The organism is Chryseobacterium tongliaonense, from assembly GCF_041224435.1.
Classification (GTDB): Bacteria; Bacteroidota; Bacteroidia; order Flavobacteriales; family Weeksellaceae; genus Chryseobacterium; species Chryseobacterium tongliaoense.
The window spans coordinates 106,808-121,796 of the sequence record NZ_JBGFFD010000002.1; the positions used below are offsets into that span (position 1 = coordinate 106,808).

Annotated in this window: 11 protein-coding genes; 3 read left to right on the forward strand and 8 right to left on the reverse strand. The window is 33.4% G+C overall.

Going from position 1 to position 14,989, the window contains the following annotated elements; all coding sequences use genetic code 11:
• Positions 1-190 precede the first annotated feature (190 nt).
• From AB8P06_RS04830 to AB8P06_RS04840, 3 genes are all read right to left on the reverse strand, one after another.
• The gene (locus AB8P06_RS04830) at positions 191-784 is read right to left on the reverse strand and encodes a dihydrofolate reductase family protein (RefSeq protein WP_369838638.1); all 594 of its coding nucleotides are present in this window, start codon (positions 782-784) and stop codon (positions 191-193) included.
• Positions 785-1,093: 309 nt separating this feature from the next.
• Positions 1,094-1,966 (reverse strand): alpha/beta fold hydrolase, encoded by an 873-nt coding sequence (locus tag AB8P06_RS04835; protein WP_369838641.1) that lies wholly within the window; start codon positions 1,964-1,966, stop codon positions 1,094-1,096.
• A 528-nt stretch (positions 1,967-2,494) separates the two neighbouring features.
• Positions 2,495-3,913, reverse strand: coding sequence for a tail fiber domain-containing protein (locus AB8P06_RS04840; RefSeq protein ID WP_369838643.1), 1,419 nt, complete (start codon positions 3,911-3,913; stop codon positions 2,495-2,497).
• Between the two features lie 700 nt (positions 3,914-4,613).
• On the opposite strand from AB8P06_RS04840, the gene AB8P06_RS04845 reads away from it, so the two are divergent.
• Entirely contained in the window at positions 4,614-5,162 is a 549-nt protein-coding gene (locus tag AB8P06_RS04845) for an alpha/beta hydrolase (RefSeq protein WP_369838646.1), read from the forward strand.
• Positions 5,163-5,248: 86 nt separating this feature from the next.
• Here AB8P06_RS04845 and AB8P06_RS04850 read toward each other — a convergent pair whose 3' ends face one another.
• On the reverse strand, positions 5,249-5,467 hold the full coding sequence (locus AB8P06_RS04850) for a hypothetical protein (protein ID WP_369838648.1): 219 nt from the start codon (positions 5,465-5,467) through the stop codon (positions 5,249-5,251).
• A 144-nt stretch (positions 5,468-5,611) separates the two neighbouring features.
• Between AB8P06_RS04850 and AB8P06_RS04855 the strand changes: the two genes are divergently transcribed.
• Positions 5,612-6,466, forward strand: a complete 855-nt coding sequence (locus AB8P06_RS04855; RefSeq protein ID WP_369838650.1) for a GLPGLI family protein — start codon at positions 5,612-5,614, stop codon at positions 6,464-6,466.
• Positions 6,467-6,497: 31 nt separating this feature from the next.
• Here the strand turns inward: AB8P06_RS04855 and AB8P06_RS04860 are convergent, their stop codons facing one another.
• The 4 genes from AB8P06_RS04860 to AB8P06_RS04875 form a co-directional block, all read right to left on the reverse strand.
• The gene (locus tag AB8P06_RS04860; protein ID WP_369838653.1) at positions 6,498-7,019 is read right to left on the reverse strand and encodes an AAA family ATPase; all 522 of its coding nucleotides are present in this window, start codon (positions 7,017-7,019) and stop codon (positions 6,498-6,500) included.
• 40 nt (positions 7,020-7,059) lie between these two features.
• A complete protein-coding gene (locus tag AB8P06_RS04865; RefSeq protein WP_369838656.1) occupies positions 7,060-7,425 on the reverse strand; it encodes a bleomycin resistance protein in 366 nt (121 codons plus the stop codon).
• 52 nt (positions 7,426-7,477) lie between these two features.
• A complete protein-coding gene (locus AB8P06_RS04870) occupies positions 7,478-8,005 on the reverse strand; it encodes a Crp/Fnr family transcriptional regulator (protein WP_369838659.1) in 528 nt (175 codons plus the stop codon).
• A gap of 541 nt (positions 8,006-8,546) precedes the next feature.
• Positions 8,547-8,711, reverse strand: a complete 165-nt coding sequence (locus tag AB8P06_RS04875) for a hypothetical protein (protein ID WP_369838662.1) — start codon at positions 8,709-8,711, stop codon at positions 8,547-8,549.
• A 242-nt stretch (positions 8,712-8,953) separates the two neighbouring features.
• Between AB8P06_RS04875 and AB8P06_RS04880 the strand changes: the two genes are divergently transcribed.
• Complete coding sequence (locus AB8P06_RS04880) at positions 8,954-14,989, forward strand: NACHT domain-containing protein (RefSeq protein WP_369838665.1); 6,036 nt, start codon at positions 8,954-8,956, stop codon at positions 14,987-14,989.

Below are 14,989 nucleotides of genomic sequence, written 5' to 3' on the forward strand. Positions count from 1 at the left end.
GCCCATACCTTGAAGACAGAGTTTAACAACATTGTTGAATGGTGAAAATTCCATGTTCTGATTATTTTTCTGAATAAATTTGTTCTTTGATGATTAGAGTTACAATATATGTTAACCCGTTTTATGTATTGCAATTTACATAAATACTCCAAAATTACAGAGATTCTTCAGAACCTGAACAATCTAAGAATTAAATTTCCACATCACCCATTACAACCTCTCCTTCACGCTTGTAAGTGGCTATAATAACTCCTTTGGATGTCACCTGGTTCTCTGTTAATTTAAATGCTGCCGGAATTACATTATTATCAAACAGTTTTTTTCCTTCACCTAAAATCAGCGGGTAAATTTTGAGCTTAAGCTCGTCTACCAGATCATGTTTAAGTAACATCTGAATAAGCTTACTGCTTCCCCAAACCTGAATATCTGCACCTTCGGAATTCTTAAGTTTTACAATATCTTCAGGATTTTTCAGGAAAACGGTATTTTTCCAGTCTGACTGTTCCAGGGTTTGTGACAGGACGTATTTGGTGCCGTCATTGATACCCGGCCAGAAATCAGCATGGTGAGGCCAGTAGGATGAAAAAATATCAAAGGTTTTTCTACCCAAAAGATAATCTGCCGGTTTCATCTCTTCCTGCATGATCTGCCCAAAAAGCTCATCACCGTAAGATGCAGTCCAGCCTCCATATTTAAAATCTCCGGATGTGTCTTCTTCAGGTCCGCCGGGTGCCTGCATAACCCCATCCAAGGTAATCATTGATAAAACAGTTATTTTTCTCATTTTATTTATTTTTTGAAATTAAAAGTTATCATTCGTTCAATTTTGGTGACTATATAATTCATTATTTTTCATTAACGCAAAGCTTTTAAAATTCAACTCCTATATTTTAAGAAAAACAAAGAAAAGCAGCAAAGCTGCTGTGAAGGATTCTTTTTGAAAATTTATTTATAGATATTAAAACTTTGCTCATCTCAAATAGATCGGACTATCATTTTCTTTGCATATATAAGCCGATCATTGAAAGAACCAAAAACAAATAAGTGTAAAATAGTATATAGTCAACTTAATTTTAATATGTATCGGATAAAATTACTTTAAAAAACCGTTCAAGTAGCCTAAAATTGTTGAGGTTTGCATCATCAGGCTGACATGTCCTTGTCCGGGAACAATAGCCAGTTGAGATTTCGGCATAGCACCCAAATCGGCAGAAACGCCACCGCCCAATAATTTATATGTTTTCATCAGCTCAACTTTATCCAGTCCGTCATTGTCACCGGAAATGATTAATACGGGCGCAGATATTTTAGCAATATTAGAATCACCCAGATCATACGGCACTCCGGCGGAAGCTATCATCTGCTCCAGGAATTTGGCCCATTTTGTTTTATCAGGAGCTACTGCATCGTACGCGGTTTTCAGGGGAGTATTTGTGAAAAATTCCGGTTTCATTCCTTTAAAACCATTATTGACTTCAGGTATCCAGCCACTGCTTTTATAGGTTGCAGAGATGATCACTAAATTCTTTAATCTTTTTGGGCTTTGTATCGCAAACTGGTAAGCTATGGCACCACCAAAACTATATCCTACTACATCAGCACTTTCAATTTTCAGGTAATCCATTACTTTTTCTACATCACTTGCTAAAGTTGCCTGTGATAATTTTCTGTCAGAAAACGGTGTATGGCCATGTCCCTGTAATTCAACAGCAATTACTTTTCTTGTTTTTGACAACTCAGGAATTAACTGTCCCCAGTTCATATCAATGGTCATAAAAGCACCATGCAGCAAAACGATAGGCCTTCCTTCGCCGTATACTTCATAATAAACTTTGATGCCATTTACAGGTGCATAGCCACTCTCTGTGGGTTTAACTTGCTGCCCGCTTAATGGTAATGCTGTCAACATAATAAAGCCAACCATCAGTAATGGTTTAACAAGATTATAGAATCTGAAATTTTTCATAATGTATTTAGGTTTTAGTTTAAATTTTCATAGTTATAAAAAGCCGGAATACTTCAGAAAAAGTTAATATTAAATTTTTGATTCAGCTTTATTTAACCGTAAAAACTTTTAACCAAAATTACCAAGCCATCACGAAAGTCTACTTGTCATAAGGCAAGATTTAATTTTTATGATGAAAAATCCGGTAATTATTTTAGATCTGTATTTGACCGGTTACTGTTAAAGCAGCACAAAATAAGTCCAAAACCCCTGCACTGCAAATCATAATAAAATAATAACATACCTTAATGGACCATTCAAATCTTTCCAATTATATAGTTAAGAATCTGAAATAAATGATGTCTAATAAAATATTTGATTTTAATAAACATCTGGTACATTAATGCATGTTATTATCTTGATTTTAATGAAAACTGAGGGATGTCTCATTAAAATAATGTTTTCATGTTTTTAGAATCTCATGGATGGTTGTGATTTGATTTTCAGGTTATAGGGACAGATTTATTATTTCTTACCCATTCTATGATTTCACAGGCCTAATTTCTTTTTGATAGCCTGCATTTCGAATTCCAGTTTTTTAATTTTTGTTTTTTGCTGTTCTATTTCTGCCTGCTGTTCCTGGATTGCCTTCGTTAATGCAGGAACAAGTACGGTATAATCAACGGTCCAGATTTCTTTGCTGTCGTCCTTCGGCTTATGGACTGCTTCGGGAATCATTTTATAAAGATCCTGTGCCAAGAAACCAACTTTATGCTGTGTTTTCAACCCCGGATCAACGACCGGCTTACCGTCTTTAATTTCAATATTGTTTGAAATTTCATATTGTTTGGGCTGTAGAGCCATAATTGTATTGAGGCCATATCCGATTTCTTTAATCTGGGTTTTCAAACGCATATCTGAAGCGATATTATAACTTGCTGAATAGATATTTCCGGAACCGTCAATTGTCGTTACCGTAGCTCCGCTATAACTGTATTTGAATCCCTGAGCTCCCAGGTAGATCTGGGTACTACTCCCATTCAGAGTATTATATCCACTTAAGTCAAGGTGCCCCTGTGTGGCAGATACTTTATTTCCGCCAACACCCGACACCTCAGGCCTGTTCATAGATATATCACCATTGCCATCAACACTAAGCATATTGCCTGCGTTATAATAATACTGAAGCCCATTGAAGCCTACCCTAAACTGCGCAATTGAATTACTCCCTTTTAAAGTAATCGGACCACCCAGATTGCTTATTGTTGCGGCATTGGCACCTCCGTCTGTGGTTTTCGTTGAAGAATTAAGAAACATATCCAGAGAGCTTCCTGCATTATTTGTAAACTGCAAAAGTGCAGCTGCGTTTGTACCGGCGTTAATGTTGCTGATTGCGGTAAGCCCATAACCATCTACATTACTTCTAAAATATAAGGCTTTATCTCCATAATCAATTGCTGTATTTTGCAAAAGTGTACCGCCCAGCCTCACATCATTAGCCACAGCTGTAAGCCCGTTGCTGGCTGTCATTAACGAATTATTTCCTGATACTTCCCAGGTAGAAGCAGCTCCCGTAAGACCTGTACTGATCAGTTGCAGGCTTTGGTTAGGTGCCACCGTAATGCTTGCGTTTCCATTAATGGTTTCCGATGTTGCAGGATTTACCGTAATGGTAAAAGCGGTATTATTCTTAATGTGATACATACGACCTTTAAAATTACCCGCTCCCGATATGGCTGCCGGTAAGGTGAAAGTAGCATTTGCTGTTCCATTGTACGAGATATGAAAATCTGAAGAAGTCATTGCGTAAGTTGCAGAAGTGACTGCAGTATATTTCGCAGCCAGAGATCCGTTAATATCCAGTGTTGAGCCTGGTTTATCCGTGTTGACTCCGACACTTTGTGCAGAAGCAATGCTGTAAGAAAGCAACGCAGCTACCACTGATAATACAGTAAAATTTTTAAGCATTTTTATATATTTTAGTTAGTATATTTTTTCTGTGTACTTTCAATCTGAAAAGATAAAAACCTGAAAACCTGCATCCGGTAATGGATATAGGACCTGTGTTTTTAATTATAATGTTAAATTCATTACAGGTTTTTCAAAGAAACAATTGGAATATAAATTCGGTGTTATATGTTTCTCCTTGTACTTTGAGATGACGATTCAGTTTTCAGTTATAAAAGCTTGTATTGAAAGATTCGGAAACCAATAGCAACCTGTGCTCTTGAATTTAAGAAAGAAGAAAAGGGATAATCGTTTTTTTTCATGGGGAGAAGTTTTATTACCACAAAACTAAATTTTCCCTGAGTTTTGAAAGAAAAAAACTTGTAGAAAAAATTACTACTGCTTGTAGAAAAAAACATCACTCTTTGTAGAAAAAGTTATCACTTTTTGTAATAAGCAGAGAAAAAATTAATTCTCATGTCAAGTAAAGCTTTATACAGAATGCTTTGATCACTGAATCAATATTATTCTGCATAAGATTTAAACCTCTTCTCCAAATGCTTATCCTCATTTTTAGCAAGCTCCGATACTAATTATTTTAGTTTATCCCGTTGTAGAATTGGCAGTACCGCTTATTTCCGCATATGTAGTTCTTTAATATTTGTATCTTTATATTTTTAACTTTTTAAGACAGGTTTTACTTTGTTTAAAATCTCAAAAAATGAAACAGATATTATTTATTCATGGCGGCGGAGATGATGGTTATGGATCGGATAGTAAAATGTTACCATCTCTGGAACAGGCTTTGGGAGCTGATTTTAAAATACATTATCCTAAAATGCCAGAGGTTGAAACCAACGCTCTGGCTACATTATGGCTTGAACAGATAGATATTGAGGTCTCCGGGTTTTATGCAGATCTTATATTGGTCGGGCATTCTCTTGGGGCTTCCATGTTATTGAAATATTTATCGGAATTCAAAATTCCCGGCTATATTAAAGGAGTATTTCTGATTGCTCCCCCATTCTGGAATGGCACGCAAGATTGGATTCAACCTCTTAAACTAAAAGACAATTTTGCAGAGAAGCTCCCCAAAGATTTACCTGTTTTCTTCTATCAGACCAGGGATGATACTATTGTTCCTTATGAACAATTCGCACGCTATAAAATTGAGGTTCCCCGGGCAACTTTCCGGGAAATACCGTCCGGTGGGCATCAATTTAATAATGACTTATCAATTGTAGCAATGGATATTATTGCAATGAAATAATTAAATGGCATTAGATAGTTGTTGCATCTATCACATATCTGTAACGTGCTTCCTTATTTACAACTTTATCCCAGGCATCATTCAATTCATTGGCTTTGATAATTTGTATTTGAGGATAAAATTTTATTTTCGGCACGGTAATCTATCACTTCCTGAGTTTCCGGAATGCCACCTGTCAGGGAGCCATTGAAATTTACCCGGTTGAAGATCATGTTGAAATTGTTTATGGTCAATTCACCGCTTATCGGCTGCCCAACCTGTGTGAAATAGCCATGAGGTTTTACACAGGAAATATAACCGGACATATCAATACTTCATTCTTGTTTTTTAACTGTATATTTTTTATACAGGTTTACGGATACACCATCAGTCGACTGTGAGAAACATTCCTTATCTTTGAATGATATGAGTAACCATTTGTAATTCCAAAAAAGCTATTTCTAATAAAAATGAAAATCATCATCGCTCTTTTCCTATTAATCTCAGGAATCCTGTTTTCTCAAAATCAAAGATTTACATATGAATATTCATTCAAACTGGATTCATTAAATAAAGAAAATGTTGAAAAGGAAATTATGAATCTTGATATCACAAAAGACGGTTCTTATTTTTACAGTGCTTTGCTTATTACGCGAGATTCTCTTTTCAAAGCTGAAGTTGAAAAAGGAAAGGTTTCAAATTCCATCAACATTGATTTTAGAAAAATTAAGCATCCGAAAGCCAATTTTAGAGTTTCCAAAACATATCCGAGCCTGGAAACAGTTTATCATACCTCACTTAATTCCAGTAACGTTGCGGTAAAAGAATCGAAGAAAATGAATTGGACTATTCTTCCGGAAACAAAAAGTATAGAAGGCTTCAAAGCTCAGAAAGCAACTACTCAATTTGGCGGAAGAAACTGGATTGCATGGTTTACCAATGACATTCAAATCCAAGACGGACCTTATAAATTTTGTGGTTTGCCAGGATTAATCTTAAATATCGAAGACGAAGGGAAAACTCATATTTTTAATTTAGTGGGCAGTCAGAAGCTCAGCGATACACCTTCGCTTATAGATTCAAAAGTGAAAGAGATTTTCGTCACAAAGGAAAAATTCAACCAACTTTGGAATGAATATATGAAAGACCCTGCAAAAAATATTAAATTAATGCACAGCTCTTCTGAAATGTCGGAAACACTATTTTTTGATTCGAATACCGGAAATCCAATGACGAAACAGGACTTAATCAGAAATAAAGAAAATGGGGCAAAAGAGTTCTTGAAACATTTTAATAATTTTATAGAAAAAGACCTTTACAAATAAAGAGATTTTATCAATAAAAAAACTGTGTTTTCTATTTTTCCATACTAGTTATCTTATCCAATACTTGTTTTTTCCTGTTTTCTAAAGTTCCGGTTACTTCTAAAATTTCATTCCTGAAATCTCCAATCCAGTCTTGTAAAATATCATTTACTTCGTGTCTTAAATTGGGTAAATCCGAATCTTGACATATAATTACATCGACTTTTTCTACAGGAACAAAAACCAGGAGGTCAATTTCAGCAATTGCTGTGGACATTTCTTCGTAAAGAGCGGCTATATTTTTCTTTTTGCTTATCGCATAAATGTATGCCAACAGGTCTAATGGACAACGGTCAAAAATCACGTCGTCATCACTATTTCCTGTTTGTTCTACCGAAAGATTGAATTGCTCAATATAATCATTCAATGTTGGTATTTCTGAAAACAAATATCCCTCCTCCTCAAGCTGTAAGTAAGGCTCATTTATTAATTCATAATCAGGTAAACTTTCCGCAATCTCTTCTGTCAAAGTTGTTTTTCCGACTCTATGTGCACCTGTAAAAGCTATTTGCATAATTATTTAATGTTGTACAAATGTTTAAAACCAACCAATATTACAGGCATTTTTTAATCAATGTTTCCCCAAAAGTTATCAAATTACTATCAGGGTCAAGAATAGAAAACTCTTTTTGTCCCCAAATTTTTTCCGCTAAATTTCCATTAGGATGTATTTGGATTTTATTTTCGATAAATGAGTTATACAAATTTTCAATGGATGTTGTACGGATATAAATCTGTCCGTAATTTTCGGCTGGAACAAGGTTTTTGAATTCGAAAAAGTGCAATTGTAAATTATCTCTTTGTAACATTAAGTAATTATCAAATTCATTTCCGAAAACTGTAAAGCCTAATTTTTTATAAAAATTTAAAGTAAGCTCTTTTTGCCTCATTGGCAATTTTGCAATAATATCAGTAATCATTTTTTTTCTTTCAAATTTCTATAATTAATTTTAAAACAACACTTGATCGAAATCAAAAAAACACATTAGCTCTTACCCGGCTCAAAGTTTCCTGGCGCATTTTCAAATAAGAAGCAATCATATTTAAAGGAAAAATTTTAATAATTTGAGGTTTATTTTTAAGAAGATAATTATATTTTTCAGTCGGATTTAAATTGCTGTCATAAATATGAATTTTAGTAGACAGCGAATTAAAAATCTTATTGAGTTGCAAAAAATTTTGTGAAATCGAAATCAGTTTGTGTAAGCTTTCCAGTTTTAACTCTACAACTTCTGACTTGATAAATGACTTTATAATTGTACTGGAAGGAATTTGATTAGTCAAACTGTCAAAATTGTAAACCCAATCATTCTGAATATTTAAATCAATAATTTTTTCTTCATCATCAATCTTTTGGAGTTGATAAAGAGCTCCGGTTTTAATAAAAAAAATCGATTTTGAAATTTCACCTTCAGAAAGTAGAACTTCATTTTTTTCAACGATTTTAAATTCAATATTCTGATTAAATAATTGCAATTCAAAATCTGAAAAAACTCCCAAGCTTCTTAACATATTCTAATAATTTTTCTAATACCTTGATGATTAAGTATCAAATTTACACAATAATCAGTTCTCTTCATTTTCCTTCAATCTATTCTTTATAAATTCCATCAGCCTTATTCCGTTAATTTTGAGAAAATGGATTGAGAATAACTGCCATTTATTGTGATTCGTAAATAAATGGGATGTACAATGGTTACACTTTCTATTGGTCAGGTTTTCCTGCATTTTTAGTGATCTATTTCAAATTTTCACGATAGGTCACTAAAAGGTCATTTGATTTTTTGATACTCGCGCTAAAACAAAAAACGCTGTAAACATTAATGTTTACAGCGTTTTAGCTTATTTTGGTTTCTAACCTGGCGGAGAGTGAGGGATTCGAACCACCAAGTCTAAAACAATGATAATTAATCAATTAAAAACAATTATTTTAAAAGTGCCACGAATTTGCCACATCTCTTTATATTTTTGAATAATCTGCAAAATCTCAACAACATAGACCCAAAATACTTTGGCTCTTGTACTACAAATGTAAGGTTTTTTATTCTATTTGTATTTCAATTTTTCTACAAATAGTTTCAAGCCGGTCAGCAAAAATCTTGTCCAACCCTTTCTCATATTTATCAAGTTCCTTCATTGCAATAACAAGACCTTGCAGAATATCAGAGAATTCCTGATATGTAAGCGTAATTGTTTTTTGTTCCATAATCAAATATAATAACCCACGCCAGTAACTGTCTACGGTTTTCCGTAATAATACCTTAAAAATATTTAATACATTTAAATTATGTAAGTAGATTAAATATGATAGTCACCATCAAAGAATCTTTATTTGGTAAAAATATATTTATTAAATCAATAAAATTTTCACTATCTGTTCTGCGATTTTTCACTACCATTTGAACCTTTTTTACTTATTCTTATTATTTTTGTTAGATAACTATTAGTATGGAAGGAAATCAAATTTCAGCAAAAGGAGAACGAGCTGCAATTGGTGGATATTTACCACAATTTGACGAATTTGCAAGATTTGTTTACATTAATTTATTCAACAAAACACTATCATGGATTCGAGTTGCTGATCCTGAAGCTGAAAAATTAGATGACATTCTCTATTCTACAAATACTGAAGTTCACGCCTACCAGATAAAATGGACAATTGCTGATAGTGTCATTACTTTCAAACAGTTTATGAATCTTTTTCCAAAAATTTTTGAAAGCTGGAAAAAATTAAAAGAAAAATACACCGGAAAAACTGTAGTTCCACATCTTATTACCAATAAGATAGCATCAGTTAACGATCAAATCAAATTGCAGGACGGGACCAGCGATAATTTCACTGGTTTTATAACATGTGTCCTGAACAAAATAAGGCAAGAAATACAACCTGATAAAAAATGGAATAACATTATTAAATTAATGCAAGACTGCTGTACCACCGAAATTGAATTTTGGGAATTCATAAAAGTATTTGATTTTCAGCATAACTATCAGCAGAAAAATTTTAGTATTCAAAATAGTAGATATGATAAAGAAGAACAAGATTTAACTGATTTAAGCAGGTTTATTATTGAAAAAGTTGCAAACCCTGATCGTCTTGTTGAGTTCTCTAGTTCTCAAATTATTAATGGGTTGGGTTGGGGAGACAGATTCAGAACCATGTTTAATCATGAACTTATCTATACAAATTCTGCCTATCAACCCATCAAAGCTACGATAGATGAGCTTGACCGAAAATTTTCTGAAGTAACCCAAGGATATCTGTATCTTATTGGTGGACCTGGATCAGGAAAATCTACGCTTCTTAACCAATGGTCTAAAACCATAAGTGAAAAGGTTGTTAAATATTATGCTTTTGACTTCTTACAGCCATCTTCTCCTAAAAATTTCTATGAAAGAGGAAATGCTGTAAATCTTTTTTATGATCTTGTATTACAACTGAAGGACGCAGGAATCTACAGTAGTGAAATTCTTCCTTATAAAGATATTATCTTTCTCAAAGATATATTTATCAAACAACTGGGGCTACTTAATGAAAAATTCAAAACAAACGGACAGAAAACAGTAATATTAATAGACGGACTTGATCATGTGCCTCGAGAATATCAGGAGGTAGCAAATACTTTTTTGAAAGAGCTACCTGTGCCAGACGCTATTCCGGACGGTGTTATATTTATCCTAGGCAGCCAATCATTTGAGCTGCGTGATATTCCGCAAGAGATAAAAAAGGTCTTTCAATCAGGTGAAAGGACAGTTCAAATGAGTAGTTTAACGAAGGAAGATGTTTATCAATATATTGAAGCTCTGCACCTTCCTATTAAATTTGGAAAAATTGAAAAGGATCTGATCTTTGAGAAGTCACAGGGGCACCCACTTTATCTCACCTATATTGCAGGATGGTTGGATAAGGGAGAATCCGTAAGCAATACTCTCGCTAAACTACCAGAAATTGATGGCAATATTGAAAATTATTACCAAAAATTGTGGGATCCGATCAGCAATAATTCGGAACTAATTGATTTAATGGGATTAATAGCTAGGATTAACGGTAGTATAAATACCAATTTTCTGCAGGAATGGAACTTTGCGCAAAGTGTTTATAAGGAATTTAGAGATAAGGCAAAGGCTTTATTTAATGAAGAAAATCAATCTCTTTACTTTTTCCACAATTCTTTTCGACAATTTCTTATCACTGAAACCGCTTTAAACTATTTTTCTAATCAGTTAGATCCCACTAGTGACAGCAATTATCATCTTAAACTTGCAGAACTATATTTAAAATCTCAAAAAGAAAAGTCTTGGAAAGCAAATTATCACCTATTCTATGCAGGAGACTATAATAAATTCCAAGCAATTGTTAATTCAGAGCATCTTACCGATCAGCTGCTGAACTTCAGACCAACAGAAGAAGTTCAACAGGATGCTAAATATGGAATTGAAATAGCGAGAAGAACTAAGAATATTAGTTTGTTACTAAGATATTTATTCTGTTTATCCGAAATTCGAAGCAGACTTTTCACATACAACCCGTCATCATTTGTCGAAGAACTTTTAGCATTAAATAATGTGGAGGAAGCTGTTGGAATTCTACGAAACGGTACATTTCTTAAGGTTGACAACTCAATAATACTAAAAGAATGTAGGTCTTTCATCGAAAGAGAACTTATATCCGAAGCTCAATTACTTTATAATTTAGCACAACCAGATTCTATAGTTGGACAATCAATCACTTTAGAGGATGACCACCTTTATGAGGAGGATAAAAATTCATTAGAAGAATGGGTGGAAACTGCAACCTACTTTGAGGACACCACCAAAATTGTCAATATAATAAGTCATATTATGTTGGCGAAAGATTACAATACTTATGCAACAGATGAACCAGCAGAGGATCTTACTAATTCATTATTCTTACAAATGGGAAGGAGTATTGTCTCACAAAGTAAATGGGAAGATTTTGAAATTATAATTACCAAACTTACAGATAGTAATATCACGAAAGAAAGTATCCTACTGCAGCTTCTTAAGGACGCTATCTTAAAATGTCTAGATGACAATGATAATAACCGTGCATTTTACTTTTTAGCGATTATAAAAAAAAGGTTTCCGATCGATAATGTCACGAATGATTATTGGCGAACCTACATTGCAGATCTTATTTACAGAGTGACAGCAGATTTACATGAAACCTTTTTGTGGATAGAACAGGTAAGTTACCCAACAACAGAAGAAATTTCAAAAAATCTTGGATATGACGATTCACTTTATGAATTTGAACATCAAATCAGACTTAACAAGTTACTTAATCTATGTCAAAAAAATAAAGTACTAACTCACGCAATACCCGATTCAGAAGGCGATAAGGAAATCTTAGTAAAATTTCAAAGAATATTATTTTTGATTACTAAGATTGAGACAGATATCATTGTAAACAAAGACATCGACCGCCTCAAAGATCGAATTTTACCAATAATCAAATTTTATTATAGAAATTTTCATCCTCGAAATGAATTTTCGTACAAACTTGGTAAAACTCGAAATGAAACACTTAAGTATCTCATTGATTCTATTAGCCCATTGGGTCAGGATGCTATTACTGAAACCGCAAAATTATTCTTTGATGAGTTCGTCAAAGAACCTTTATATTGGAGTTCAGATGCTAAACGAAATGTTATAAACTGTTTATTGATCAATGGTCTTACGCATGAATTGGCTCACGAGCAACTTAAAAAAATAGAAATCGATATGTTGGATAGTCTCGATCTGGAGGCTAGATTTCAGGAATGCCTCTCACAAGCAAGAGTGTACCAACTTATCAACAACTTAGAAAAATCTGAATATTGGCTACAACAAAGCTGCTTACAGTCTTTCGGTGTAGGTTACCGAAAAGACTATCAATACAGTAATTGGATAGACTGGCTTAAAGAAATTAACAGGGCTGAGCCTCAAGGTGCAGTTCAAAGACTATCATGGTTTTTAGGCAATTTACAACATCTAAAAGATACAACAGAAGGAAGAGCATATTGGAAGGCAACAGAAGATATTCTAGAAGCTGGCCTGCAATACGATTTACATACAGGATTACAAATTTTGACTTGGCAATTAGAAAACGGACTAATTGGCTTTATTGAATCCCTTCGACTGTTGATTAAAGCACTTTTACAAGATTGTCACTCTAAAGCCGATTACAATATGGTAATGCTTTTCTATAGTACCCTATTTTTAACAGTAGCCAAAGAAGAAACACCGGAACTTCTTAAAATAATACTAGAAAAAGGTTACAAAATATTAGGAGAAGAGCTTTTTGATATCCATTTAGAAGACTTAGTACATAAGATTAGGGCCAAATCTTTCGAAGCCGACCGACATGATTTCATTCAATGCATCAAAAAGTTTATTGATGAGAACAATATTAACCAAGCTAAAATAAAAGTTGATCTTGAGGTTCCGCCACTGGTAGGAAGAAGAGCCGATCACAGCTCTACAAATAATATTGTATTGAAAAATCCATATAGGAATTTTGATGAAAAAACAATCATATCATTAGTAAGTGATTATAAGTCATTACAAGAAATAGGGATGCAGGAAGATCATTCGAATTCGTATTTCGACTGGTCCAATGTAATTAATAATGTTGCTCCAAAACTAACCATAGAAGAGATTAAAGAAATTTCAGTCTCTGCCAAGGTAAGAAAGAGAGAATCAGGTTTTTATTCTAACCTAAGCACAGCCGCTTTGAATAAAGGTGATAAGATCTTAGCATATGAATTAGCTGAAAAAAGTCTAGAACTATCAGGAGAGTCCGGCTGGAGTGTTGGTTACGACGGAGGCAGCAGAATAAATGCATTCAAAGCCTTAAGAAAAATTAATCCGAAACAAGCCTCTGACAAAGCTTTTGAAATATTTTGTCAAGATGTGCTTGCAAGCACCTACCCAACATTTTTTGTTAGTGAGCTAAGCAATATTGTTCCTTTGTTAAGTGAGAATATCGTGCTAAGTAACATCTGGAACGAAGTATTTGATTATGTTAAGAGGTTGATGATAAACAGCAAAGTATCTAGTAATATTCCTAAATTCGATGACACAAAAATTGATATCAGCCAAACAATGGTTGATTATCTTTTGTATATAATATCTTTACCGATTCCATTTCTTCAGGAAAGTATTAAAATTTTACTCGCTGAATATATTCATCAAAAAAACAGTTATACTATAAAGATATTTAAAGATAAAAAAGTTGATCTTACTATTCTTTTTGATGTTATACAGCTTTTATTTGAACAAAATTCACCCACTTTAACTCTATTTATTGAAGAACTTAAATCTTATTGTCTTTCATCAAATTTAGAACATAGAATCATTGCAAGAAGAATACTTATTAAAATAGGAGAAAATATTCCAATACCTCCTGCTATTGCTATTCCAGGTATCTATTCATTACACCTAATTCATAATCCAAATGCAAGTATATATAGAAACGAAGCTGCTTACAATCCGGAAGAAGATTTATTTAGGCCCTTTAATTATCTTATTCGCATATTAGCCTCTACATCACAACTACCTGAGCAAAACATAAAAGCACGTATCGTTTCGATTAAAAAGGAAAATGCTACGAAAAGTAATCGTCAATATAAGCTTTCCGAAATAAAAAATCTACTAAACGACCTTGAACTTAACTACGCATTTATAAACCCTGAATTATCTGCAATTCGCAATGCCGTTATGATAACAGCGGGTGAATTAATAGACTGTCAATTGATAGATGAAAAAGAAATATCAAAATATTTTGAACTTGCAGATACTACACTTTCTTACTTTCCTGAAGAGGTAAAACCTAAATTCATTCATAGTACAAAGGAAGATGAGTATGGTGGTGTAAAAAATAAGTGGATTGAACGTTTGTCAGAAACATCCAGATTAAATGAAACAATCGCGAGTATCGATCAGAATTTTATATTGGCTGCTGAACATTCAGTATTAAAAAATTTAGGTTGGGATGTCCCAACAGAAATCTTTATGAGTCAGATATCTCATCAGCAAGATTCTTATAATTTTGGAACTGGTAATATCTATGAAACAATGATTGTTAACAATAGCAACGACTATTTTAATCTTACTGATTGCGGAAACTCAATCATTATCAAAAGAGCTCCCACTTTAAATTTTAGCACCAATAAAGCTAATTGGATAGCAGTTAATCCCTCCTTAGCAAAAAAACTGGGTTGGCGACCGGCCAAGCAACTTTTTAGCTGGGAAAACAAGAATAAAGAAATTATAGCAAAATCTGTCTATTGGATTGACGGCAATGTGGAAATGAGTTCAAGATATGATGGAGAAGTTGGAGATGGATGGTATGTTTGCTTTACAGCAAATGCACTAGAGCAATTAAAAAAGGAATATCCTCAGCTCTTTATACAGAAAAAAATAATTCGATTTAGTAATAAAGATATTGATGAGATAGAGATTACAAAGAAACTATTTTAA

What these genes read in the sequence shown, in the direction of transcription:
- AB8P06_RS04830 (WP_369838638.1), bottom strand. Translation starts at nt 784, where the DNA reads ATGAGAAAAATAACTGTTTTATCAATGATTACCTTGGATGGGGTTATG.
- AB8P06_RS04835 (WP_369838641.1), bottom strand. Translation starts at nt 1,966, where the DNA reads ATGAAAAATTTCAGATTCTATAATCTTGTTAAACCATTACTGATGGTT.
- AB8P06_RS04840 (WP_369838643.1), bottom strand. Translation starts at nt 3,913, where the DNA reads ATGCTTAAAAATTTTACTGTATTATCAGTGGTAGCTGCGTTGCTTTCT.
- AB8P06_RS04845 (WP_369838646.1), top strand. Translation starts at nt 4,614, where the DNA reads ATGAAACAGATATTATTTATTCATGGCGGCGGAGATGATGGTTATGGA.
- AB8P06_RS04850 (WP_369838648.1), bottom strand. Translation starts at nt 5,467, where the DNA reads ATGTCCGGTTATATTTCCTGTGTAAAACCTCATGGCTATTTCACACAG.
- AB8P06_RS04855 (WP_369838650.1), top strand. Translation starts at nt 5,612, where the DNA reads ATGAAAATCATCATCGCTCTTTTCCTATTAATCTCAGGAATCCTGTTT.
- AB8P06_RS04860 (WP_369838653.1), bottom strand. Translation starts at nt 7,019, where the DNA reads ATGCAAATAGCTTTTACAGGTGCACATAGAGTCGGAAAAACAACTTTG.
- AB8P06_RS04865 (WP_369838656.1), bottom strand. Translation starts at nt 7,425, where the DNA reads ATGATTACTGATATTATTGCAAAATTGCCAATGAGGCAAAAAGAGCTT.
- AB8P06_RS04875 (WP_369838662.1), bottom strand. Translation starts at nt 8,711, where the DNA reads ATGGAACAAAAAACAATTACGCTTACATATCAGGAATTCTCTGATATT.
- AB8P06_RS04880 (WP_369838665.1), top strand. Translation starts at nt 8,954, where the DNA reads ATGGAAGGAAATCAAATTTCAGCAAAAGGAGAACGAGCTGCAATTGGT.